This window comes from Mycobacterium sp. 1482292.6, from assembly GCF_001672995.1.
Classification (GTDB): Bacteria; Actinomycetota; Actinomycetes; order Mycobacteriales; family Mycobacteriaceae; genus Mycobacterium; species Mycobacterium europaeum_A.
Genome location: NZ_LZKV01000033.1, coordinates 22,231 through 43,668, shown reverse-complemented (window position 1 = coordinate 43,668; position 21,438 = coordinate 22,231). Strand labels below are relative to the sequence as shown.

At 67.9% G+C, this 21,438-nt stretch carries 21 protein-coding genes and 1 pseudogene; 10 read left to right on the top strand and 12 right to left on the bottom strand.

Annotated elements, in window-relative coordinates:
- Positions 1-12 precede the first annotated feature (12 nt).
- The 3 genes from hflX (at position 13) to A5624_RS02115 (ending at position 5,515) form a co-directional block, all read left to right on the top strand.
- A complete protein-coding gene (gene hflX, locus A5624_RS02125; protein WP_066860756.1) occupies positions 13-1,452 on the top strand; it encodes a GTPase HflX in 1,440 nt (479 codons plus the stop codon).
- Positions 1,453-1,598: 146 nt separating this feature from the next.
- Positions 1,599-2,759 (top strand): acyl-CoA dehydrogenase family protein, encoded by a 1,161-nt coding sequence (locus A5624_RS02120; protein WP_007774924.1) that lies wholly within the window; start codon positions 1,599-1,601, stop codon positions 2,757-2,759.
- 554 nt (positions 2,760-3,313) lie between these two features.
- A complete protein-coding gene (locus A5624_RS02115; RefSeq protein WP_066860753.1) occupies positions 3,314-5,515 on the top strand; it encodes an LGFP repeat-containing protein in 2,202 nt (733 codons plus the stop codon).
- A gap of 11 nt (positions 5,516-5,526) precedes the next feature.
- On the opposite strand, the gene lexA is transcribed toward A5624_RS02115, so the two are convergent.
- The gene (gene lexA / locus A5624_RS02110) at positions 5,527-6,225 is read right to left on the bottom strand and encodes a transcriptional repressor LexA (protein WP_066860750.1); all 699 of its coding nucleotides are present in this window, start codon (positions 6,223-6,225) and stop codon (positions 5,527-5,529) included.
- A gap of 293 nt (positions 6,226-6,518) precedes the next feature.
- Between lexA and A5624_RS02105 the strand changes: the two genes are divergently transcribed.
- The 3 genes from A5624_RS02105 (at position 6,519) to A5624_RS02095 (ending at position 8,226) form a co-directional block, all read left to right on the top strand.
- Entirely contained in the window at positions 6,519-7,013 is a 495-nt protein-coding gene (locus A5624_RS02105; RefSeq protein ID WP_066860747.1) for a LysM peptidoglycan-binding domain-containing protein, read from the top strand.
- A 98-nt stretch (positions 7,014-7,111) separates the two neighbouring features.
- Positions 7,112-7,576 carry a transcriptional regulator NrdR gene (gene nrdR, locus A5624_RS02100; protein ID WP_066860744.1) on the top strand — a complete coding sequence of 155 codons (465 nt, stop codon included), beginning with the start codon at positions 7,112-7,114 and terminating at the stop codon, positions 7,574-7,576.
- A 164-nt stretch (positions 7,577-7,740) separates the two neighbouring features.
- Entirely contained in the window at positions 7,741-8,226 is a 486-nt protein-coding gene (locus A5624_RS02095) for a peroxynitrite isomerase (RefSeq protein WP_066860741.1), read from the top strand.
- 22 nt (positions 8,227-8,248) lie between these two features.
- On the opposite strand, the pseudogene A5624_RS02090 reads toward A5624_RS02095, so the two are convergent.
- The 3 genes and pseudogenes from A5624_RS02090 to A5624_RS02080 all read right to left on the bottom strand — a co-directional run bounded on the left by A5624_RS02090 (position 8,249) and on the right by A5624_RS02080 (position 11,044).
- Positions 8,249-8,934 (bottom strand): annotated as a pseudogene (locus tag A5624_RS02090) (PhzF family phenazine biosynthesis protein).
- A 44-nt stretch (positions 8,935-8,978) separates the two neighbouring features.
- Complete coding sequence (locus A5624_RS02085) at positions 8,979-10,010, bottom strand: alpha/beta fold hydrolase (protein WP_066860738.1); 1,032 nt, start codon at positions 10,008-10,010, stop codon at positions 8,979-8,981.
- 62 nt (positions 10,011-10,072) lie between these two features.
- Positions 10,073-11,044, bottom strand: a complete 972-nt coding sequence (locus A5624_RS02080; protein WP_066860735.1) for a proteasome assembly chaperone family protein — start codon at positions 11,042-11,044, stop codon at positions 10,073-10,075.
- Between the two features lie 228 nt (positions 11,045-11,272).
- On the opposite strand from A5624_RS02080, the gene A5624_RS02075 reads away from it, so the two are divergent.
- Complete coding sequence (locus tag A5624_RS02075) at positions 11,273-12,109, top strand: serine protease (RefSeq protein WP_066860732.1); 837 nt, start codon at positions 11,273-11,275, stop codon at positions 12,107-12,109.
- 102 nt (positions 12,110-12,211) lie between these two features.
- On the opposite strand, the gene sthA is transcribed toward A5624_RS02075, so the two are convergent.
- Positions 12,212-13,627, bottom strand: a complete 1,416-nt coding sequence (gene sthA / locus A5624_RS02070) for a Si-specific NAD(P)(+) transhydrogenase (protein ID WP_066860729.1) — start codon at positions 13,625-13,627, stop codon at positions 12,212-12,214.
- A 112-nt stretch (positions 13,628-13,739) separates the two neighbouring features.
- On the opposite strand from sthA, the gene A5624_RS02065 reads away from it, so the two are divergent.
- Positions 13,740-14,798 carry a DUF4192 domain-containing protein gene (locus A5624_RS02065; protein WP_066860929.1) on the top strand — a complete coding sequence of 353 codons (1,059 nt, stop codon included), beginning with the start codon at positions 13,740-13,742 and terminating at the stop codon, positions 14,796-14,798.
- 34 nt (positions 14,799-14,832) lie between these two features.
- Here the strand turns inward: A5624_RS02065 and A5624_RS02060 are convergent, their stop codons facing one another.
- The 3 genes from A5624_RS02060 to A5624_RS02050 form a co-directional block, all read right to left on the bottom strand.
- Positions 14,833-15,522 (bottom strand): metal-dependent transcriptional regulator, encoded by a 690-nt coding sequence (locus A5624_RS02060; RefSeq protein ID WP_066860726.1) that lies wholly within the window; start codon positions 15,520-15,522, stop codon positions 14,833-14,835.
- A 129-nt stretch (positions 15,523-15,651) separates the two neighbouring features.
- Positions 15,652-16,611, bottom strand: coding sequence for a sigma-70 family RNA polymerase sigma factor SigB (sigB, locus tag A5624_RS02055; RefSeq protein WP_007774892.1), 960 nt, complete (start codon positions 16,609-16,611; stop codon positions 15,652-15,654).
- 166 nt (positions 16,612-16,777) lie between these two features.
- Entirely contained in the window at positions 16,778-17,224 is a 447-nt protein-coding gene (locus A5624_RS02050) for a DUF3099 domain-containing protein (protein WP_112710554.1), read from the bottom strand.
- A gap of 70 nt (positions 17,225-17,294) precedes the next feature.
- On the opposite strand from A5624_RS02050, the gene A5624_RS02045 reads away from it, so the two are divergent.
- Positions 17,295-17,534 (top strand): DUF3039 domain-containing protein, encoded by a 240-nt coding sequence (locus tag A5624_RS02045; RefSeq protein WP_044485021.1) that lies wholly within the window; start codon positions 17,295-17,297, stop codon positions 17,532-17,534.
- 1 nt (position 17,535) lies between these two features.
- On the opposite strand, the gene A5624_RS02040 is transcribed toward A5624_RS02045, so the two are convergent.
- Together A5624_RS02040 and A5624_RS02035 are read right to left on the bottom strand one after the other, a co-directional pair.
- Positions 17,536-18,540: a YihY/virulence factor BrkB family protein gene (locus A5624_RS02040; protein ID WP_066860718.1), complete on the bottom strand. Its 1,005-nt coding sequence runs from the start codon at positions 18,538-18,540 to the stop codon at positions 17,536-17,538.
- Between the two features lie 66 nt (positions 18,541-18,606).
- On the bottom strand, positions 18,607-18,792 hold the full coding sequence (locus A5624_RS02035) for a hypothetical protein (RefSeq protein WP_007774888.1): 186 nt from the start codon (positions 18,790-18,792) through the stop codon (positions 18,607-18,609).
- Positions 18,793-18,923: 131 nt separating this feature from the next.
- Between A5624_RS02035 and A5624_RS02030 the strand changes: the two genes are divergently transcribed.
- The gene (locus A5624_RS02030) at positions 18,924-19,283 is read left to right on the top strand and encodes a DUF952 domain-containing protein (protein WP_066860714.1); all 360 of its coding nucleotides are present in this window, start codon (positions 18,924-18,926) and stop codon (positions 19,281-19,283) included.
- On the opposite strand, the gene A5624_RS02025 is transcribed toward A5624_RS02030, so the two are convergent.
- On the bottom strand, positions 19,238-19,645 hold the full coding sequence (locus tag A5624_RS02025) for a RidA family protein (RefSeq protein ID WP_066860710.1): 408 nt from the start codon (positions 19,643-19,645) through the stop codon (positions 19,238-19,240). The genes A5624_RS02030 and A5624_RS02025 overlap by 46 nt on opposite strands.
- 125 nt (positions 19,646-19,770) lie before the next feature.
- Positions 19,771-21,300 (bottom strand): RNA polymerase sigma factor, encoded by a 1,530-nt coding sequence (locus tag A5624_RS02020; RefSeq protein ID WP_156748751.1) that lies wholly within the window; start codon positions 21,298-21,300, stop codon positions 19,771-19,773.
- Positions 21,301-21,438: the final 138 nt, after the last annotated feature.

The following is a 21,438-nucleotide window of genomic DNA, read 5'->3' as shown; positions in this document are numbered from 1 at the left end:
CTTGTATTGCCTATGACACATCCCGAATTCCGCGATCACTCTCCGGCCGCACCGGAGCCCAGCACGGGCGAACTCGCCCTCGAAGATCGGTCGGCGCTGCGCCGCGTCGCCGGCCTGTCCACCGAACTCACCGACATCTCCGAGGTCGAATACCGCCAGCTCCGGCTCGAGCGGGTCGTCCTGGTGGGCGTGTGGACCGACGGCACCGCCGCCGACAGCGAGGCCAGCATGGCCGAGCTCGCCGCCCTGGCCGAAACCGCCGGCTCCCAGGTGCTCGAGGGGCTGATCCAGCGCCGCGACAAGCCCGACCCGTCGACCTACATCGGCTCGGGCAAGGCCCAGGAGCTCCGCGAGGTGGTGCTGGCGACCGGCGCCGACACCGTCATCTGCGACGGTGAGCTGTCCCCGGCGCAGCTGACCGCCCTGGAGAAGGCCGTGAAGGTCAAGGTCATCGACCGCACCGCGCTGATCCTCGACATCTTCGCCCAGCACGCCACCAGCCGGGAGGGCAAGGCGCAGGTCACGCTGGCCCAGATGGAATACATGCTGCCGCGGCTGCGCGGCTGGGGTGAATCGATGTCGCGGCAGGCCGGTGGCCGCGCCGGCGGCAGCGGGGGAGGCGTGGGCCTGCGCGGTCCCGGTGAAACCAAGATCGAGACCGACCGGCGGCGCATCCGCGAGCGGATGGCCAAACTGCGCCGCGAGATCAAGGACATGAAGCAGGTTCGCGATACCCAGCGCAGCCGGCGGGTGCACAGCGACCTGCCCGCGATCGCCATCGTCGGCTACACCAACGCCGGCAAGTCGAGCCTGCTCAACGCGCTGACCGGGGCCGGGGTGCTGGTACAGGACGCGTTGTTCGCCACCCTGGAGCCCACCACCCGGCGCTCCGAATTCGAGGACGGCCGGCCGTTCGTGCTCACCGACACCGTCGGATTCGTCCGGCACCTGCCCACCCAACTGGTCGAGGCGTTCCGCTCCACGCTGGAAGAGGTCGTCGACGCCGACCTGCTGGTGCACGTCGTCGACGGCTCCGACGTCAACCCCCTGGCGCAGATCAACGCGGTCCGCCAGGTGGTCTCCGACGTCATCGCCGACTATGGGACCGACCACGACGGCGGCGCCCCGCAGGAGCTGGTGGTGGTGAACAAGGTCGACGCCGCAAGCGATTTGGCGCTGGCCAAGCTGCGCCACGCCCTGCCCGACGCCATGTTCGTCTCCGCGCGCACCGGCGACGGGATCGACGCGCTGCGCCGCCGGATCGCCGAGCTCGCTGTGCCCGCCGACACCGCCGTGGACGTGGTGATCCCGTACCACCGCGGCGACCTGGTGGCGCGCCTGCACGCCGACGGACGCGTCCAGACCGAGGAGCACAACGCCGAGGGCACCCGGATCAGGGCCCGGGTCCCGACGGCCCTGGCCGGCCGGCTGCGCGAGTTCTCGGCCGACTAACGGGCGTTTGCCCCACGACCGGGCGATGTGCTGCGTCGCGGCGCCCGAGACCCCCGACGAGGGCGGTAGCCGACCCCGCCAGCCGCCGACCAACCGTCCGGTTGGTATATGTTGGGCTGCAGAATCCCAGTCGCCGGAGGTCTTCCATGAGCAGCGCCATCAAATACCAGCGCACTCTTTTCGAGTCAGAGCACGACCTGTTCCGTGAGTCCTACCGGGGCTTCCTCGAGCGCCACGTCGCGCCCTATCACGACGAGTGGGAGAAGGCGAAGATCGTCGACCGCGGCGTCTGGCTGGAGGCCGGCAAGCAGGGCTTCCTCGGCATGGCGGTGCCCGAGGAGTACGGCGGCGGCGGCAACCCCGACTTCCGGTACAACACGATCATCACCGAGGAGACCACCGCGGGCCGCTACAGCGGCATCGGTTTCGGCCTGCACAACGACATCGTGGCGCCGTACCTGTTGGCCCTGGCCACCGAGGAGCAGAAGCAGCGCTGGCTGCCGAAATTCTGTACCGGAGAGTTGATTACGGCGATCGCGATGACCGAGCCGGGCACCGGCAGCGATCTGCAGGGCATCAAGACCCGCGCGGTCAAGCAGGGCGACCATTACGTGCTCAACGGGTCAAAGACGTTCATCACCAACGGAATCAACTCCGACCTGGTGATCGTGGTCGCGCAGACCGACCCGGAAAAGGGCGCACAGGGCTTCTCGCTGCTCGCCGTCGAGCGCGGCATGGAGGGCTTCGAGCGCGGCCGGCACCTGGACAAGATCGGGCTGGACGCCCAGGACACGGCCGAGCTGTCGTTCACCGACGTGCACGTGCCGGCCGAAAACCTGCTGGGCCAGGAGGGTATGGGGTTCATCTACCTGATGCAGAACCTGCCGCAGGAACGGATCTCGATCGCCATCATGGCGGCCGCGGCCATGGAACAGGTGCTGGAGCAGACTCTGCAATACACCAAGGAGCGCAAGGCATTTGGCAAGCCGATCGGCAGCTTCCAGAACAGCCGGTTCGTGCTCGCCGAGCTGGCGACGGAGGCGACCGTGGTCCGCATGATGGTCGACGAGTTCGTGCGCCTGCACCTGGACCACAAGCTGACCGCCGAACAGGCCGCGATGGCCAAGTGGTACTGCACCGAAAAGCAGGTGCACCTGATCGACCGCTGCCTGCAGCTGCACGGCGGTTACGGCTACATGCGTGAATATCCCGTTGCCCGTGCCTATCTGGACGCGCGGGTGCAAACCATCTACGGCGGCACGACCGAGATCATGAAGGAAATCATCGGCCGCAGCCTCGGTGTATAGCGTTTCGTTTGCTGGGTAGCTTCGGCAGCCGCGGTCGAATTTGTCGACCAGCGGTCGATGCGGGCGTGAATTCGGTGGTGGTTCCCATACCGTCGGCGGATGTGTCTCGGGTACGCCGGGCGCGTCGTCGCGCATAGTCAGGCCCGCGATCGCCCCGCGGGCGACGCCTCCTGCACCGCGGGCGGCCGCGTCCGGCGCAATTCGGCTGTGCGAGTCGGCAGTCCGGCGGCGTTCCTCGAGCGCGCGCTCCGGCCGCTTTTCTGTGCGATATCCGCAACACAGCGCGAACGGTGGCCCGGCGGGTCGCGATTGGGCCATGGGCACGCATCATTTCGACATCGGTGTGGTATCCGTTTTTGTAAAATTCGTGATTTGACTTCGCATTTCTTGTTGGTTGGAGCAAAGTTATGCGAGCCCGGCGGTAAGGCTGATCGTGCGCGGGTCCATTTTCCGCGCAAGCACGGCCCGCTCGCCGGTTATGCAGGTAAGGGCATAGCCGCAGATAGATCCCTATCCGCCGGCTGGGAGGCTTGGTGAAGGTGCAGAGAGGTCACATGCGCAAGCTGATCGGAAGCGCGCTGGTCAGCTTGACGACCACCGCACTGGCCGCCGTGCTGCTGGCCCCCACCGCGGTAGCGAGTCCTATCGGCGACGCCGAAGCCGCGATCATGGCCGCCTGGGACAAGGCCGGCGGCGACACCTCACCATTGGGCGCTCGCAAGGGCGACGTGTACCCCGTCGGGGACGGTTTCGCCCTGGACTTCGACGGCGGCAAGATGTTCTTCACCCCGGCCACCGGAGCCAAGTTCGCCTACGGGCCCGTCCTCGACAAATACGAGCAGCTCGGCGGGCCGGCCGGCAGCGACCTGGGCTTCCCGACCATCAACGAAGTGCCCGGTCTATCCGGCCCCGACAGCCGGGTGATCACCTTCTCGGCCAGCGACAAGCCGGTGATCTTCTGGACACCCGAGCACGGCCCGTTCGTGGTGCGCGGCGCGCTGAACACCGCCTGGGACAAGCTGGGCAGCTCGGGCGGGGTGCTGGGCGTGCCGGTCGGCGACGAGACCTACAGCGGCGAGGTGTCCTCGCAGAAATTCAGCGGCGGCCAGGTCTCGTGGAACCGGCAGACCAAGCAGTTCACCACCGAACCGCCGGCGCTGGCCGATCAGTTGAAGGGTCTGCAGGTGGCGATCGATCCCACCGCGGCGATCAACACGGCGTGGCGCGCGGCGGGCGGACCCAGCGGGCCGTTGGGCGCCAAGCAGGGCGGCCAATATTCCGTCGGCGGTGACGGGATCGCTCAGAACTTCGCCGGCGGAAAGGTGTTCTTCACGCCGGCCACCGGCGCGAACGCCGTCGAGAGCGACATCCTGGCCAAATACGAGTCGCTGGGCGGCCCGGTGGGCAGCGACCTCGGATTCCCCACCACCAACGAAACCGACGGCGGCATAGGCCCTTCCAGCAAGGTCTGCACCTTCTCCGCCGCCGACAAGCCGGTCATCTTCTGGACGTCGGAGCACGGCGCGTTCGTCATCCGCGGCGCGATGAAGGCGGCGTGGGACAAGCTCCGCGCCCCCGCCGGCAAGCTCGGCGCGCCGGTCGGCGACCAAACCGTGAACGGCGACGTGATTTCGCAGCAGTTCACCGGCGGCAAGATCTCATGGAACCGGGCCAAGAACACGTTCAGCACGGAACCGGCCAACCTGGCGCCCCTGCTGTCCGGCCTGCAGGTGTCGGGTCAGAACCAGCCCAGCAATTCGGCCATGCCGGCGCACGCCAAGAAGTTCACCTGGCACTGGTGGTGGCTGATGGCCGCCATTCCGGTGTTGGTGCTGCTCGTACTCCTGGCGTGGGTGCTGTTCGGCTGGCGCCGGCGCCGGCCCGGCCAACCCGACGTTGCGGGCTATGCGCCCGACCGCGGCCGCGACTTCGGCTACGACGCCGACGGCCCGTGGGGGCACGACGATTCCGAGCACGACGCCGAGTCGTTCGCGCCGCTGAGCGCGCCGGCCGAACCGGCGCCGGACGTCGGGCGGGTCAGCTGGCAACGTCAGGCTCCGGCCGAGAGCGATTACGGATTCGAGCAGGACGACCCCGACGCCGTCGACACCGACTCCATCCCCGTCGTCTCCGAGGAGATGCTGTCAGAGGCCGACTATCCCGCGGCCGAGTCCGACTACACCGACTACGCCGACGAAGTCCCCGAGCTCGCCGAGCCCGAGACCGCGGACGACGCGGCCTACGTCGACGCCGAGGACCCCGACGCCGACTATGCGCGCCAGGCCTACCCGGACGACGAGTATCCCGACGTCGTCGTTCCCCGCACCCCACCGGACACCGACGCCGTGACCGGCGCCCTGGAGACCGCCGAGCCCGAGGACGACTACCTCGACGTCGCCACGCCCGAGCCCGACGTCGAGTCGGGGGCCGCCAGCGCCACGGGAGCCGACGCGGCGGACGCCGTGGGCGCCGGTGCAGTCGCCGCGGGGACGCCGGCGCGTAGCGGTCGGCACGCCGCCGCCGACGACGCCGAGGACGGCTCGGAAAACGGTCTGGCGGGCCCGGACGGCCGGCCGACGATCCATCTGCCGCTCGACGACCCGTACCAGGCGCCCGACGGATACCCGATCAAGGCCAGCGCCCGTTACGGGCTGTACTACACGCCGGGCAGCGACCTGTATCAGGACACGCTCGCCGAAATCTGGTTGTCGAGCGAGGAAGTCGCGCTGGCCAACGGCTTCACCCGGGCCGACTGACTCCTCGCGCGTCAGACCTTGCGGATGACCGTGACGACCTTGCCGAGCACGCTCGCGTCGTTGCCGGGGATGGGGTCGAACGCCGGGTTGTGCGGCATCAGCCAGACCTGACCGCCGGCGCGTTTGAACGTCTTGACGGTGGCTTCGCCATCGAGCATCGCCGCGACGATGTCGCCGTTGTCGGCGACGTTCTGCTGACGCACCACCACCCAGTCGCCGTCACAGATCGCGGCGTCGACCATCGAATCGCCGACCACCTTGAGCAGGAAAAGCGTTCCCTCGCCGACCAATTCGCGCGGCAGGGGAAAGACGTCCTCGACGGCCTCCTCGGCCAGGATCGGTCCGCCCGCCGCGATACGCCCGAGCACCGGGACGAACGTGGGTTCGGGCAGGGCATCCGAGCCGGCCACCTCGGTGGCGGGCGCCGCCACCTCGTCGTCGGCCCCGCGGACATCGACCGCTCGCGGACGATTGGGATCGCGCCGCAAGTATCCCTTGCGCTCCAGGGTGCGCAGCTGGTGTGCCACTGATGAGGTCGACGTCAGGCCGACGGCGTCGCCGATCTCGCGGATGCTCGGCGGGTAGCCGCGGCTGGTGACCGACGCGCGGATGACATTCAGAATGGTGCGCTGCCGCTCGGTCAGCGAAGGATCCACGGAGTGCAACCGGCCTTCGGGGCCGGGCGGAGAAATGTCGTTGCTGTCGCCCATGGCACTGAATGTAGCCGCCCGACGAACAAGAATCAAACATGTGTTCGAGTGGCGTGTCGCCCTGGATGGAACGCCGGCGGAGAAGGCCCAAAGTCGGGTGAATCACAAATGTGTAACTCTTCGGGATATCGGGTATTTGGGCCTCGTGACAGTGGTAGAGGCCGACGAACTTGTCGGTGGTGTGATCTAGCGTTTGCTCGTGCGACACGCTTCGCTCAAATGTTCGGGTTTCGAACACACAAGCGATTAGTGTCGAACACACGAGCGAGAGCTAGTTGACCGGAGGAACGAAGATGACAGTCATCCACACGCCTGCGCCGCGTATCAGCAGTCTTCGGCGCCCGATCAACGGACCCGTCCAAGGCGTTCGGTACGGACGCGACGGACTGGCCCGGTCTCGCAGGCCCGCGCCGGCCCGCCCGGCGGGTGCGGCGACGCGCTACTACGGCACCGGGGTGGCGATGTCGGTCGCTCCGCACCGCAGGCGGGCCACCACCTGGGCGTCGACGATCGGGCTGGCAGTGGCCGCCGGAGCGATCACGCTGTGGCTGGGTCTCGTCGCGAACGTCGGCCAGGTGCTCAATGGCGACTCCGCCAACTCCGCGGCCCACGTTCCCGACCGGCTCGCGGTCGTCCGCGTCGACGCGGGGGAGTCGCTACAGGACTTCGCGCACCGGGTCGCGCCCGACGCGCCGACCACCCAGGTCGCCGACCGCATCCGCGAGCTCAACGACCTGCACTCGCCCAACCTGATGGCCGGCCAGACCCTGATCGCTCCGGTCGGCTGACAACCGTTGTGCGAAAACGGCTTCGTTAGCCGTGCAGATCGGCGCGCGGGTACGCTCAAAGTCCTGCGGTTGTTTGTCGGCACGGTGAAGGAGCGGTCATGCACTGTCCGTTCTGCCGTCATCCCGACTCCCGGGTGATCGACTCGCGCGAAACCGACGAAGGCCAGGCCATCCGCCGGCGCCGCTCCTGTCCCGAGTGCGGACGACGTTTCACCACGGTGGAGACCGCGGTCCTGGCGGTGGTCAAGCGCAGTGGCGTCACCGAGCCGTTCAGCAGGGAAAAGGTGATCAGCGGCGTCCGCCGCGCCTGCCAGGGCCGCCAGGTCGACGACGACGCGCTGAACCTGCTGGCCCAGCAGGTGGAAGACACCGTGCGCGCCGCGGGTTCCCCGGAGATCCCCAGTCACGAAGTGGGTTTGGCCATCCTCGGGCCGCTGCGCGACCTCGACGAGGTGGCCTACCTGCGGTTCGCCTCGGTGTATCGCTCATTCGAGTCCGCAGCCGATTTCGAACGCGAGATCCAGGCGCTCCGGGATCACCGCGGAGTGGCCACCCCGGGCTGACAGCGCTCCCCGGGCCGTCCCGGCCCGCATCGTCGCCCGGGTCTGAATCGCCCGGCTCCTCCCTGGGCCGTCCCGGCCCGCATCGTCGTCCGGCTGGGTCTGAATCGCCCGGCTCCTCCCCGGGCCGTCCCGGCCCGCATCGTCCCCCGGCTAGGCTCAAATTCATGCCCCCTGACTTGCATCCCGACCTTGCGGCGTTGGCCCCGCTCCTTGGGACCTGGTCCGGCCAGGGCGCGGGAAAGTACCCGACGATCCCGTCGTTCGACTACCTCGAGGAAGTTGTGTTCGCCCACGTCGGTAAACCGTTTCTGGCCTACGGGCAGAAAACCAAGGCGGTGGCCGACGGCAAGCCGCTGCACGCCGAAACGGGATATCTCCGGGTGCCCCAACCGGGCCACGTCGAGCTGGTCCTGGCGCATCCCAGCGGCATCACCGAAATCGAGGTGGGCACCTACTCGGTCAGCGGTGACGTCATCGAAATGCAGATGGCCACCACGGCCGTCGGACTGACCCCCAGCGCCAAAGAGGTGACGGCGCTTGGCCGTTCGTTCCGCATCGACGGCGACGAACTGTCCTACACCGTGCAGATGGGCGCGGTCGGGCAACCATTGCAGGACCACCTCGCCGCGGTGCTGCACCGGCAAGGCTAGACCGCCCGCGTGGCCCGAGCCGTCAATCCAGGTGTCGCACACCGTCGTTGACGACCCGCCCGGCCACCCCGACCCAGCCTTCGGCGCTCCACGTCGTTTCGATGGCGGAGCCCCTGCCCTGGGTGATCCGCAGGCTCTGGCTCAAGTAGTCGGTGATGCGCATCGCCGCCGAACCGGTGGCCTCGTCCTCGACCACACCGAGGTTGGCGGCGAACATCCGCACCCGCAGCGATCCGGTCGCCCGGTCGGTCCAGGCCCACAGGTAGTGCGCGGTGTCGTCGGGGAAGTCCGCCGGGTCGGCGGCGAGAACCTCGTCGGGCGAGCGAACTCGTGCAGGGCGAAGTCGGGCGCCCAATCCGCGCGGGCGTTGATGCGGGCGCGGTCTTCGTCGTAGCCCACCTGCACGAGGCCCGCGGGTACCCGCAGGGTGTTGATCGGTGAACCGTTCTCGCGCAGCCACCACGTCGCGCCGACGGTCGGGTGGCCGGCGAACGGCAGTTCGGTGCGCGGCGTGTAGATGGCGGCGTGTGCGGTTGAGGAACCGGTGGGCGGGAGGTCCACGAAAACCGTCTCGCTGTAGCCCAATTGGGTTGCCAGCCGCTGCCGGTGGGCGGGGTCGACCCGGCGCGCGTCCACCACGCCGAGCGGATTACCGAAGTTGCCGTCCGAATCGGTGAACACCCGCAACACCGTCACGTCGATCCCCATGGCCCGACTGTACGGCGCCGAAGGCGTCCGCATCGATCATGGGATCAGGTGGCGCTGCGTTCGTCGGACCCCATGGCGTTCAGTACGGCGACGCGAGTGGGCGCGGGGCCCGAGACGGCCCGCTCGCCGCCGCCGGTGCGCAGCAAGCTGCGCAGATTGGCCTGATCGTATTCGGCGGGGTCGGTGGAATCGATGAAGCGCTCGACGACGTCGATGAAACGGGCCGGGTCATCGTGGAAGGGGAAGTGGCCGGAGCCTTCGAAGATCTCCAGCCGCGAGCCGGGCATCGCGGCGTGCGCCATCCACGCGTGCCGGACCGGGACCACCACATCCTTTGTGCCCCAAACGATTTGCACCGGGATGGCCTCGGTCAAATAACATCGGTCGAGCATGGTGACGATCTGCCCGCGCCAGTCCACGACCGCCCGCAGCGTCCGGCTGAACGCCGCGGACGCCGTCGGTTCGGGCAGGTCGTCGAGGATGCGCAGCACGTTGGGCAGATCGCGGGCCAGGCCGCTGCTGCCCAGCGCCATGCCCAAAACGCGTCCCATCAGCTGAACCGCCGGCAGCACCAGCGGTAGCCGCAACAGGGCGATCGCCTCGCTGCCCATCGGCAGCGACGCCCACCGCAAGACGAAGTTGACGTCCTTGGTCACGCCACCGGCACCCACCAGGATCAGCCGCTCCACCAAATGCGGGAATTGATAGGCGAATTGCATGGCCACGCCGCCGCCCAGCGAGTGACCGATGATCGTCACCCGCTCGATGTCGAGCACGCTGAGCAGGTCACGCATCCCGTTCGCGTAGGCCGCGATCGAGTAGTCGGCGCGCGGCTTGTCCGATCGCCCGTGCCCCAGCAGGTCCGGGGCGATCACCGTGAATCGCTGGGCGAGCTTGGCCTGCACGGTATTCCACGTGGTCGAGTTGTCGCCGATGCCGTGGATCAGCAGGATCGCCGGCCCGGAACCGGCGATGCGGTAGGCCCGCTTGTAACCGTGGATGGTGCGGAACTCGAGTTTGGGTGCGGTCACTTCACGCACCGGGCGGAGCGTGGGATTGCGCTTCCGCTCGGTCATATCGCCAACCTTGGTGTCGGGCCGGGCTAAGGCGGTCTGGCTAGGGGCTGGTGCTGCGGGGGTCAGGCATGGTCGTCGTCGTCGAACTTCTTCTCCGCTTGCTGGGCCAGAAATCGCTCGAATTCTGCGCCTAGCTCATCGCCGCTAGGCAGATCCTCGTCGCGAGCCAGTAACGATCTGTTCTCCTGAGCGTCGATGAAGGCATCGTACTGGCGCTCCAGCGCGGTCACCACTTGAGCGACCTCCGCGCTCGCCTCGACCTGCTCGTCGATCTTGGCCCGGATCACCTCGGCTGCCTCGGTCAACGCGGTCAGCGGCAGCTCCAGCGACGCGGTCTTGGCGACCTGCTCGAGCAGCGCCTGCGCGGCGGCCGGGTAGTCGGTCTGGGTGAGGTAGTGCGGGACGTGCACGGTATAGCCGACCACTTCGTGACCGTGCTGGCCCATCCGGTATTCGAGCAGGTTGGATGCGCTGCCGGGAACCTGGATCTCCGAGATCCACGGCTGGAAGTTGGCGATCAGTTCCGGATTGTTCGAGTGGGCCGTCATGGTGGTCGGCCGGGTGTGCGGAACCGCCATCGGGACGGTGCCCAGGCCGATGGTCTGGCGCACGCCGAGGCGCTCGGCCAGCAGGCGCACCGCGGTGATGAAGCGCTCCCACTTCAGATCGGGCTCCATGCCGGCCAGCAACAGGAACGGGGTGCCGACCGTGTCGCGCAGCGCGTAGAGGTTCAGCTCGGGCTCTTCGTAGTGGGTGAAGTGATCGGTCTTGAACGTCATCAGCGGCCGCCGGGACCGGTAGTCCAGCAATTCGTCGATCGCGAAGGACGCGACCAGCTCGGTGTCCAGCACCGCCTTCAGATGCGCGGACGCCAGCTTGATGGCATGACCGGCGTCGGAAAAGCCCTCCAGGGCGTGCACCAGCACCGGACCGCGGCCGTCGGACGTCGACAGCTGCGGCGCCGGCAGCTCGAGCTCGTACATCCCGGCCTGCCCCGGCTGGTACCGGTCAGCTGGGTCTTGGTGGTGAGCCATCTGCGATCGCCTCCTCTCGGGGTCCTTCCAGGGTGCCCTACCAAGTGTCCCCCGAATCAGGCGGCACCCACATCGCTCAGCGAACTTTGCGTCACGCTTATAGCTGAAACGTGATAAGTCTCAGGCGTAATCCGAAAGCAACGCGCGAAGGCTCACCCAGGGGCGCGCCAGCAAACCGCGCGGCGCACCGCGACATGTGTGAGTCGGCTTGCCGCCCCCCGGTCAGGCATGATGAAGGCGATGCGCATTCGGATCCTGATGCTCTGCTCGGTGCTGGGGGTGGCGACGTCGCTGACGTCGTGTCACCGGCCCGTCGAGCATGTTTCGGGTGCGCCGGTATCCGCCCCGCGCGTCGGCGGTCCTGTGCAGCGGCTCAGCCAGCCCGAACAGAAGGCCGTCGCCGGTCCGGTCGAGCCGGATCGGCGCATCGGGGCGATCTTCATCGATGGCGGCCCGCTGCACGTGTGCACCGGTTCCGTGGTGCATTCGACGGGTGGCAACCTGATCATGACCGCCGCGCACTGCCTGGCCGGAGCGTCGCTGATCACGTTCGTTCCCGGTTTCGCCGGCGATGCCCCGCCCGGTCCCGCCGATGTGTGGAAGGCCGACGCGGTCTACCTGGACCCGCGCTGGACGGCCAGCAAAGACCCGCACGCCGATTATGCGATCGCGCGGGTCAGCAACGACGCAGGTGCCCCGGTCGAGTCGCGGGTCGGCCTGGCGCTGACGCTGGGCGTGACGCCTCCGCCGGGCAGCCGCGTCACCGTGCTGGGGTATCCGGCCGGCGTGGGGGGCTCGCCCATCGGGTGTCAGGCCAGCACGTCGGTCACCGACACCGGGTTTCCCGCGCTGGCGTGCGAGGGGCTGGTGGACGGCACCAGCGGCGCGCCCTGGGTCAGCGGGACGACGCTGATCGGGGTGATCGGCGGTCTGGAGCGGGGTGGCTGCGCGGCGAACATGTCGTATTCGGCGCCGTTCGATGCGCACACCGCGGAGCTGCTGGCCCGCGCCGAGGCCGGCGGCCCCGGCGATCCGGTCGCGGGCGACCTGCAAGACGCCTGTTAGCGGCGATCGCCAGCGCGGCCGTGGCGATCGCCAGCGCGGCGCAGCCGGGCGCAGCGGGTCGCCACTCCAGTTCGCAGCCGGGCTAGTGGCGGGTCGCCACGGCTAGTGGCGGAACTGGTTGAGCGCCCGGACCTTGTTCATCACGTCGAGCGCCGCTACCTTGTACGCCTCGGAGAACGTGGGGTAGTTGAACACCGCGTCCACCAGGTACTCCACCGTGCCGCCGCAGCCCATCACCGCCTGCCCGATGTGCACCATCTCGGTGGCGCTGGTGCCGAAGATGTGCACCCCGAGCACCTTGAGGTCCTGGGTGGACACCAGCAGCTTGAGCATCCCGTAGGAGTCGCCGGCGATCTGGCCGCGGGCCAGCTCGCGGTACCTGGCCACGCCGACCTCGTAGGGGACTGCGTTCTTCGTCAGCTCCACCTCGGTGGCGCCGACGTAAGAGACCTCGGGGATGGAGTAGATGCCGATCGGTTGCAGCTCTGTGATGCCGTCACTCGCCTCCCCGAACGCGTGGTAGGCGGCCAGGCGGCCCTGCTCCATCGACGTGGCGGCCAGGGCGGGGAAGCCGATCACGTCGCCGACGGCATAGATGTGGGGCACCTTGGTCTGGAAGTTGTCGTCGACGAAAATCCGTCCGCGGTTGTCGGCTTCCAGTTCGGCGTTGTGCAGATCGAGATGATCCGTCTGGCCCTGCCGCCCGGCCGAATACATCACCGTCTCGGCGGGAATCTGCTTGCCGCTGGCCAGGGTGGTGACGGTGCCCGCCGACCCGACGTCGACCGCGGTCACCTCCTCGCCGAACCGGAACGTCACCGCCAGGTCGCGCAGGTGGAACTTCAGCGCCTCGACGACTTCGGGGTCGCAGAAGTCGAGCATGTCCTCGCGCTTCTCCACGACGGTGACCTTGGTGCCCAGCGCGGCGAACATCGAGGCGTACTCGATGCCGATGACGCCGGCGCCGACCACCACCATCGAGGTGGGCAGCGACTTGAGATCGAGGATCCCGTCGGAGTCGAGCACCCGGTGTTCGTCGAACTCGACGCCGGAGGGCCGCGCCGGCCGGGTGCCGGTGGCGATGACGACGTATTTACCAGTGATGGTTATCTTTTCGCGCCGCGACGGGTCCTCGACCTCGATGGTGTGCGGGTCGATGAAACGCCCGTGACCGATCAGCAGGTCGATCCGGTTGCGCATCAGCTGGTTGCGCACCACGTCGACTTCCTTGCCGATCACGTGCTGGGTGCGGGCCAGCAGATCGGCCGGGGTGATCTTCTCCTTCACGCGGTAGCTGGCGCCGTAGAGTTCGCGCTGGCTCATCCCGGTGAGGTAGAGGACCGCCTCGCGCAACGTCTTTGACGGGATGGTGCCGGTCTGCACACACACGCCGCCGAGCATCTGGCCGCGTTCGACGACGGCGACCGACTTTCCGAGTTTGGCCGAGGCGATGGCGGCCTTCTGGCCGCCGGGCCCGGACCCGATGACCACCATGTCGTACTCTTGCGCCGAACTCATGGCTTAAACAGTAAGGCAGCACAACGCACAGTGCTGGGTTCATCCACAGGTCCGCCGCCGCACCCGCGCACCTGAGCACCGCCTGACGGTGGCCGCCGTCAGCGTGGTGCCCATGACGACGCATCCAGCAGACTTCGAACTGTCCCGCCCCGGCGCACTCATCGCGGCGCTGCCGGCCGTTCTCGGCTTCGTTCCCGAAAATTCATTGATATTAGTGTCTTTGGGCGACGGTGAACTCGGGTCGGTGATGCGCGTCGACCTCTCCGAGGAGGTCATCGACCGGGTGGGACACCTGGCGGAGGTCGCCGCGGCGGCGGCCCCCGAGGCCGTGATCGCGGTGATCGTCGACGCGGACGGTGCCTACTGCCCAAGCTGCAACGAGGAATACCGTCAGCTCTCGGTGGCGCTCGCAGAAGCCTTGTCGGAGCACGACATTGAGCTCTACGCCACCCACGTGGTGGACCAGGTGGCGCTCGGCGGGCGGTGGCATTGCGCCGAGGGCTGCGGGTCGAGCGGCGTGGTCGAAGATCCCGCGGCCTCGCCGCTGGCGGCCGCGGCGGTGCTGGAGGGCAGGCGGCTCTATGCGCGTCGTGCCGACCTGCAGGCGGTCATCGCGCCCGACGACCCGGCGCGCAGCGCGGCGCTGGCCGCCGTGGTCGGCAAACAGGCCGCCCGGCGCCGGGCGGCGCATCGTGCGCATCCGGTGCGCTGCACCCGCCGCGACGTGGAGGCGGCGATGGCCGCCGCCTCCCGGGTCGCGGGCGGGGAATCGCTGTCGGACGCGGAGGTGGCGACGCTGGGCTGTGCCCTGTGCGACGCACAGGTGCGCGACATCTTGTATGCCCTGGCGGTGGGGGAGAGCGCCGGCGAGGCCGAGTCGCTGTGGGCACTGCTGGCGCGCACGTTGCCCTCGCCCTGGCGGGTCGAGGCGCTGGTCCTGATCGCGTTCAGCGCCTATGCCCGCGGCGACGGCCCGCTCGCCGGAGTGTCGCTGGCGGAGGCGTTGCGCTGTGACCCCGACCATCGGATGGCGGGCATGCTGGACACCGCGTTGCAATCCGGTCTGCGGCCCGACGACATCAGGGAACTGGCGCTGACCGGTTACCGGCTGGCCAAGCAGTTCGGCGTGCGGCTGCCACCGCGCCGGCCGTTCGGCCGCAGGGTGGGGTAGTGGCAAGCGCGGCGACGGGCGCCAAGCGCCCGGGTCAGACCTTCTCGACCTTGACCGCGTGCGCCATCTCGTGCGGCAGGGTGACGTTCTCGTGGCCCGGGATGACGATGGTGACCCCGGCGGCACTGGTCTCGACGGTGACGCGCGCGTTCGGGACCACACCGGCGTCCTTCAGGCGGGAGATCAGGTCGATGTCGCCCTGGACGTGCTCGGTCAACTGCCGCACCACGACCGCTACCGGCGCGCCGGCGGGCAGCTCGGTCAGCCGGACCAGGGGGCCGTCCTCGGACCAGGACTCCGGGCCCACGCCCAGGTCCAGGAGCCCGGGGATCGGGTTGCCGAAGGGCGAGGTGGTCGGGTTGTTGAGCACCTTCACCAGCCGCCGCTCGACGTCCTCGCTCATCACGTGCTCCCAGCGGCACGCCTCGGCGTGCACCTCTTCCCAGGGCAGCCCGATGACGTCGACCAGCAATCGCTCGGCGAGGCGGTGCTTGCGCATCACGGCAATGGCCAGCGCCCGGCCCTTGTCGGTGAGCTCGAGGTGGCGGTCGCCGGCCACGTGAAGTAAACCGTCCCGCTCCATGCGCGACACGGTTTGGCTGACAGTCGGCCCGCTTTGATCCAGGCGTTCGGCGATTCGGGCACGCAGCGGCGTCACGCCCTCTTCTTCGAGGTCGTAGATGGTCCGCAGGTACATCTCGGTGGTGTCAACCAGGTCGTTCATTCAGCACCCTCCGTCGACGCTGAGTCTACTTGGCCAGCTGCGCGAATGGTTGTAACGCCTCCCAGGCAAGCAGTATGCCCGCCGCGGACGCGGCGGGCATACCGTCTGCTACCTAGCTCGAGTGAGGTGTTAGCTCGCGTACGACCGTAGCCTGTCGGCGCGCTCCCCGTTGCGGAGTTTGGACATTACGTCCCGCTCGATCTGGCGGACCCGCTCGCGGGACAGGCCGAACAGCTTGCCGATCTGGTCCAGGGTGCGCGGCTGACCGTCGTCCAGGCCGAAGCGCAGCCGGATGACCTGGTGCTCACGCTCGTCCAGGGTGGCCAGCACGCTGCGGATGTCGGTGTGCAGCAGCTCGGCGATCACCGCGTTCTCGGCCGACATCGCCTCGGCGTCCTCGATGAAGTCGCCCAGCGGTGCTTCCTCCTCGGAACCGACCGGCATGTCGAGGCTCACCGGGTCGCGACTGTGCTCGAGCAGGTCGTTGATCTTTTCCACCGGGATGCCGGACTCGGCGGCCAGTTCCTCGTCGGTGGCCTCGCGTCCCAGGTTCTGGTGCATCTCGCGCTTGATCCGCGCCAGCTTGTTGACCTGCTCCACCAGATGGACCGGCAGCCGGATGGTGCGGCTCTGGTCGGCCATGCCGCGGGTGATCGCCTGACGGATCCACCACGTCGCGTAGGTCGAGAACTTGAATCCCTTTGTGTAATCGAACTTTTCCATCGCGCGGATCAGCCCGAGGTTGCCCTCTTGAATCAGGTCCAGCAACGGCATGCCGCGACCGGTGTACCGCTTGGCCAGCGACACCACCAGACGCAGGTTGGCTTCCAGCAGGTGACGACGCGCCGCCTGACCATCCCGCACCACGGCCTCTAGATCGCGTTTACGGTTCTCCCCGAGGCGCTTACGCGTTGCGAGCAGGTGTTCGGCGTAGAGCCCGGCCTCGATGCGCTTCGCGAGTTCGACCTCACCCGCCGCATTGAGCAGTGCCGTCTTACCGATTCCGTTCAGATATACGCGCACTAGATCCGCTGCGGGGCTTTGAGCATCCAGATCGCCGTCAAATCTGCTCGTGCTGGCGTTCGCCATAGCGACCTCCCGTTCGGCTTTGTTCTGTCATCGAGTTCAACGACAGATCAGCTCTGAGAGTTCCCAGCGATTCCCTATCTCACACGTCTTGACGTGCAGAAATGTGCCGTCGACCTGAGAAAGTCCTGAGAAGTCCGCGACGGCGGCACCTTCGGCGAAACGACGGCTAGTCGGGATCAATTCCGCCGCGGGCGCCGGGAGGCCAGTCCGGTTGCGGCGGTCGCGGCGCCTCGAGCGCGCGACGTTCGGCCCGCGGGAACAGGGGAATGTGCTGGCGGGCGTCGTCGAACCGGCGCGGCTCCTCGGCGCTGCGCGGCGGCCGATCGTTCGCGATCAACACGGCCATCCAGGGCAACGGGATGGAGGCCGCCACGATCGCCAGGGAGATCAGCCCGTTGTGCCACGCGCCGTAGGCGACCGCAGCCAGGATGAGCGCCGGGATGCGGAATGCCATCAAGGTCAAGTACTTACGGACCCGCGCGCGATGCTGCTCCTCGTACGAGGTCGCGGCGGCGGTGATGAGCACCGGGCGGCTCTTGTTGCCGTCGAAGTCATCGAACCGGTCGTCGAACCCCGGATCGGAGCCGTGCTTCATTTCTCCACTGTCCCACAACTCGCCGATTCCGGCTCGGACGGTTTCTGGGCCGCGCGCAGCGCCCGGCGAGCAGTGCACAATGTCAGATATGCAGACCCAAACGATCGAACGCACCGAGACCGACGAACGCGTCGACGACGGGACCGGCAGCGACACCCCGAAGTACTTCCATTACGTCAAGAAGGACAAGATCGCGGAGAGCGCGGTCATGGGCAATCACGTCGTGGCGTTGTGCGGCGAGGTATTTCCCGTCACCAAGGCGGCCAAGCCGGGCTCACCGGTCTGCCCGGACTGCAAGCAGATCTACGACCGGATGAAGAAGGACTGATCTAGCCGGGCGGCTCCGCCGGCGCGACCTCGCGTTGCGCGGTGATGGGATTCTTGGTCACCGGATTGGACAGCGTGTCCGCCGCCTTCGCCAGCGCGGGCGAGCGCGACAGCAGCCATCTGCGCAGCCGGTGCGCATGCGTCCTGGGCGCGGGGAATTCCTCCTGGATGGCGGCATTGAGTTCGGCGCCGATCATGATCGCGAAGCCCCCGAAGAACGAGAACAGCAGGAATGCGATCGGCGTCGAGAGCGCGCCGTAGGTGTAGCCCGTACTGGTGATCCACTGCAGGTAGATCCGCAGGCCCAGAGTGGCGATCACAAACACCGCGGTGGCCAGCGCCGCGCCGAAGATCAGCCGATGCGTCGGCAGCGGCTCCGGCAACGACACGCGGTACAAGATCACGACCCCGATCATCAAGACGAGGATCAAGGCCGGGTAGTAGCCGTAGCGCAGCGCGTTGGCCAGGCTGACTGGAATGTGCTCACCCACCTTGCGTGGCCCTTGGACCACCAACGGCGCCGTCGCCACCACGAACACCAACCCCACCACGTAGAGGAACAACGCGAACAGGCGTTGGCGCACCGGATGGCGCAATGGCGTCTGGTCGTGCGCCTCGACCACGGAGTCAACGAACGACGAGATCGCCGACGACCCCGCCCACAGCGAGATGATGAAACCCAGCGACACCACCTCGCCGCGGGCGTTGTTGGCGATGTCGCGCACGGTCGGCTCGATGATCTCGTTGACCACGCTGCGGGAGAACACGCTGTGCGCCGTCGAGATCAGCTGACGCAGGATGCTGGGCAGCATGTCGGGGCCGAACAGCGGAGCCACATACGCCAGCGTGCCCAGCAGCCCGAGCAGCAGCGGCGGAAGTGACAACGCCGACCAGAAACCAGCCTGAGCCGACTCCGAGAAAATCGAGTCGTCCCAACTCTTGGAAAGAGTCCTCAGGGTGATTCGCCAAATGTGGTGGCGCGACGGTTTTGCGACCTGCTCGCTCATACCCGTCCAGCATTACCGAAGATCGCTCGCACCGCCCACATTGGCGATGGGCGAGTTCGCCGCGGCTTAGCTTTCGCTGAACTCCAGCACGGCGTCCAGCTCGGTCAGCTTCGCCTCGTGCTCGTTGGCGTGGTGCTGGCAGAAGAGAAGCTCCAGTCCGGAAGGCAGCTTGGCGCGCACTCGGGCCGCAGCACCGCAGCGGTCGCAGCGGTCGGCCCGGGTCAGTTCTGGACTCGTCAGAGTTGCATTCATGGCTTCTCCGTTCTCGTACATTCACTTTCTCAGACGTATGGCGTTTTCGCCTTGTTCCCCGATCGTTATCGGGTGTGTCGTTTCTCACGGCCTGGTCAGGTTTGGTTTGGGCGATCTCTAGGGTTCGAAGTGTGACCTTCGCCTCGGACGTCCTGGTGCATCTGTGCGGAACCGAGCAGTGGGCGCGGGCGCGCCGGCTGGGCGGCATCCTGCCGGAGGACGCCGGCGGTGGTGCGTTCATCCATCTGTCGACGCCCGAGCAGGTGCACCTGCCGGCCAACCGGCTCTACCGCGGCCGCGAGGATCTCGTCCTGTTGCACATCGACCCGGCGCTGCTCGCCGCGCCGGTGCGGTGGGAGCCGGGTGTACCAACCGATCCCGAGTCGATGTTGTTCCCGCATCTGTACGGCCCGCTGCCGGTGGCCGCCGTGGTCCGCGTCACCGCCTACCCGCCGGCCGACGACGGCACCTTCGCGCCGGTGTCGACGTAGGCGTCGGCTTCGATCTCCACCAGTAACTCGGGGGCGATGAGCGCCGCGACCTCGACCATGGTGGCCGCGGGCCGGATCGCGCCGAAGACCTGCTCGTGCACCGCTGCCACCTCGCGCCAGCGCGAGATGTCGGTGACGTAGATGCGGGTACGCACCACGTCGGTGAGCGCCGCCCCCGCTTGACCCAGCGCAATCTCGATGCGGCGCAACGCATCTCGAGTCTGGGCGGCGATGTCGCCGGCGGGCCCGGCGCCGGTCGTTCCGGCCACCGCCACGTGCGGCCCGACGCGCACCGCGCGCGAGTAGCCGACCGCCGACTCGAAGTCGGAGCCGGACGAGACCATTGTGCGGTTGGTAGGCATGCGCCTCACGGTACGACGGCAGAGCCGCCACCGCAGCCGAATTTCTCGGCGGCGGCGCGCGTTTGACTTACCGGATCACACCGACGTCGAGATGGCTTGCGCGCCAATCGTTTCGGTGCGAACGGCTAGTCGAGGTAGTCGCGCAGCACCTGGGAGCGGCTGGGGTGGCGCAGCTTCGACATCGTCTTGGACTCGATCTGGCGGATGCGCTCACGGGTCACGCCGTAAACCTGCCCGATCTCGTCCAGCGTGCGCGGCTGGCCGTCGGTGAGGCCGAACCGCAGGCGTACTACGCCCGCTTCGCGCTCCGAGAGCGTCTCCAGCACCGACTGCAGCTGGTCCTGCAGCAGCGTGAACGACACCGCGTCCACGGCCACCACGGCCTCGCTGTCCTCGATGAAATCACCCAGCTGGCTGTCGCCCTCGTCGCCGATGGTCTGGTCCAGCGAGATCGGCTCGCGGGCGTATTGCTGGATCTCCAGCACCTTTTCGGGCGTGATGTCCATTTCCTTGGCCAGCTCCTCGGGCGTGGGCTCGCGGCCCAGGTCCTGCAGCAGCTCGCGCTGGATACGGCCCAGCTTGTTGATGACCTCGACCATGTGCACCGGGATACGGATGGTGCGGGCCTGGTCGGCCATGGCGCGGGTGATGGCCTGCCGGATCCACCACGTCGCGTACGTGGAGAACTTGTAACCCTTGGTGTAGTCGAACTTCTCGACCGCGCGGATCAGACCCAGGTTGCCCTCCTGGATCAGATCCAGGAACGCCATGCCGCGACCCGTGTAGCGCTTGGCCAGCGAGACGACCAGTCGCAGGTTGGCTTCCAGCAGATGGTTCTTCGCGCGATCACCGTCGCGGCAGATCCACATCATGTCGCGACGCTGGGCGGCGGGCAGTTTGTCGCCGCGCTCGGCAAGTTCGGTCATCAGCTGGGTGGCGTACAGCCCGGCCTCGATCCGCTTGGCCAGCTCAACCTCTTCCTCGGCGTTGAGCAGCGCGACCTTGCCGATCTGCTTGAGGTAGGCGCGAACCGAGTCGGCCGAGGCCGTCAGCTCGGCGTCCTTGCGGGCCTGCCGCAGCGCCTCGGACTCGTCTTCGTCCCACACGAAATCGCCGGAGGCCTTGTCCTTTTCGGACGGCTCGGCGATCTCCTCGTCCTCCTCGGCCGCGGCGTCGGCGGCCTTGGCGGGCTTGGCTGCGGCCTCTTCCTCGGGCTCGTCCTCGCCTTCGGCCTCGTCGGCCTCGACCTCCTCGGCGTCCTCGCCGTCGGACGCTACGTCCTCCTCGAGGTCGTCGAGGGAGAGGTCGGTGTCGATGTCGAGGTCCTCGCCGGGCTCACCCTCGAGGTCGGGCTCGTTGTCCAGATCCTCGACGGCACCGTCGGAATCGAGGGCGTCGGGATCCGCCGGGCCGCCCTTGGCCGCCTTGGTTCCGCGCGCGGTCGGCGCCTTGGCGCCGGCGCCCTTGGCCGCAGCGCGCGTCTTCTTGGGATCGTCGGCCTCGGTGGACGGCGATGCCGCCTTGGCGGCCCGCTTCGCGGGCGCCGAGCCGTTGGCAGACTTGGCCGCCGGTCGCTTGGCGGGGGACGACGGAGACTTCGTGGCGGTGCGTTTCACCGGCCCATCCGTTGCCGGGCTTGCTTTCGTCGCTGCCACTTACACCCCTTCGTTTGGGCTCACTCTCGGTGGGTAGTGGGCATGGTTAACCGAAAGTGTCTGCTATGTCGATGTCGGCGTTGGTATCAGCGTGAGTAGTCGCACGCTGTCGGTTGGGCATTCGCCGAGCACCATTGT

Coding starts and splice junctions, on each gene's coding strand:
- A5624_RS02120 (WP_007774924.1), top strand. CDS start 1,599: ATGAGCAGCGCCATCAAATACCAGCGCACTCTTTTCGAGTCAGAGCAC.
- A5624_RS02025 (WP_066860710.1), bottom strand. CDS start 19,645: ATGCCTACCAACCGCACAATGGTCTCGTCCGGCTCCGACTTCGAGTCG.
- lexA (WP_066860750.1), bottom strand. CDS start 6,225: ATGGGCGACAGCAACGACATTTCTCCGCCCGGCCCCGAAGGCCGGTTG.
- A5624_RS02065 (WP_066860929.1), top strand. CDS start 13,740: ATGACGACGCATCCAGCAGACTTCGAACTGTCCCGCCCCGGCGCACTC.
- A5624_RS02040 (WP_066860718.1), bottom strand. CDS start 18,540: ATGAGCGAGCAGGTCGCAAAACCGTCGCGCCACCACATTTGGCGAATC.
- A5624_RS02095 (WP_066860741.1), top strand. CDS start 7,741: ATGCCCCCTGACTTGCATCCCGACCTTGCGGCGTTGGCCCCGCTCCTT.
- sthA (WP_066860729.1), bottom strand. CDS start 13,627: ATGAGTTCGGCGCAAGAGTACGACATGGTGGTCATCGGGTCCGGGCCC.
- A5624_RS02060 (WP_066860726.1), bottom strand. CDS start 15,522: ATGAACGACCTGGTTGACACCACCGAGATGTACCTGCGGACCATCTAC.
- A5624_RS02035 (WP_007774888.1), bottom strand. CDS start 18,792: ATGAATGCAACTCTGACGAGTCCAGAACTGACCCGGGCCGACCGCTGC.
- nrdR (WP_066860744.1), top strand. CDS start 7,112: ATGCACTGTCCGTTCTGCCGTCATCCCGACTCCCGGGTGATCGACTCG.
- hflX (WP_066860756.1), top strand. CDS start 13: ATGACACATCCCGAATTCCGCGATCACTCTCCGGCCGCACCGGAGCCC.
- A5624_RS02115 (WP_066860753.1), top strand. CDS start 3,314: ATGCGCAAGCTGATCGGAAGCGCGCTGGTCAGCTTGACGACCACCGCA.
- A5624_RS02045 (WP_044485021.1), top strand. CDS start 17,295: ATGCAGACCCAAACGATCGAACGCACCGAGACCGACGAACGCGTCGAC.
- sigB (WP_007774892.1), bottom strand. CDS start 16,611: ATGGCGAACGCCAGCACGAGCAGATTTGACGGCGATCTGGATGCTCAA.
- A5624_RS02105 (WP_066860747.1), top strand. CDS start 6,519: ATGACAGTCATCCACACGCCTGCGCCGCGTATCAGCAGTCTTCGGCGC.
- A5624_RS02085 (WP_066860738.1), bottom strand. CDS start 10,010: ATGACCGAGCGGAAGCGCAATCCCACGCTCCGCCCGGTGCGTGAAGTG.
- A5624_RS02075 (WP_066860732.1), top strand. CDS start 11,273: ATGATGAAGGCGATGCGCATTCGGATCCTGATGCTCTGCTCGGTGCTG.
- A5624_RS02080 (WP_066860735.1), bottom strand. CDS start 11,044: ATGGCTCACCACCAAGACCCAGCTGACCGGTACCAGCCGGGGCAGGCC.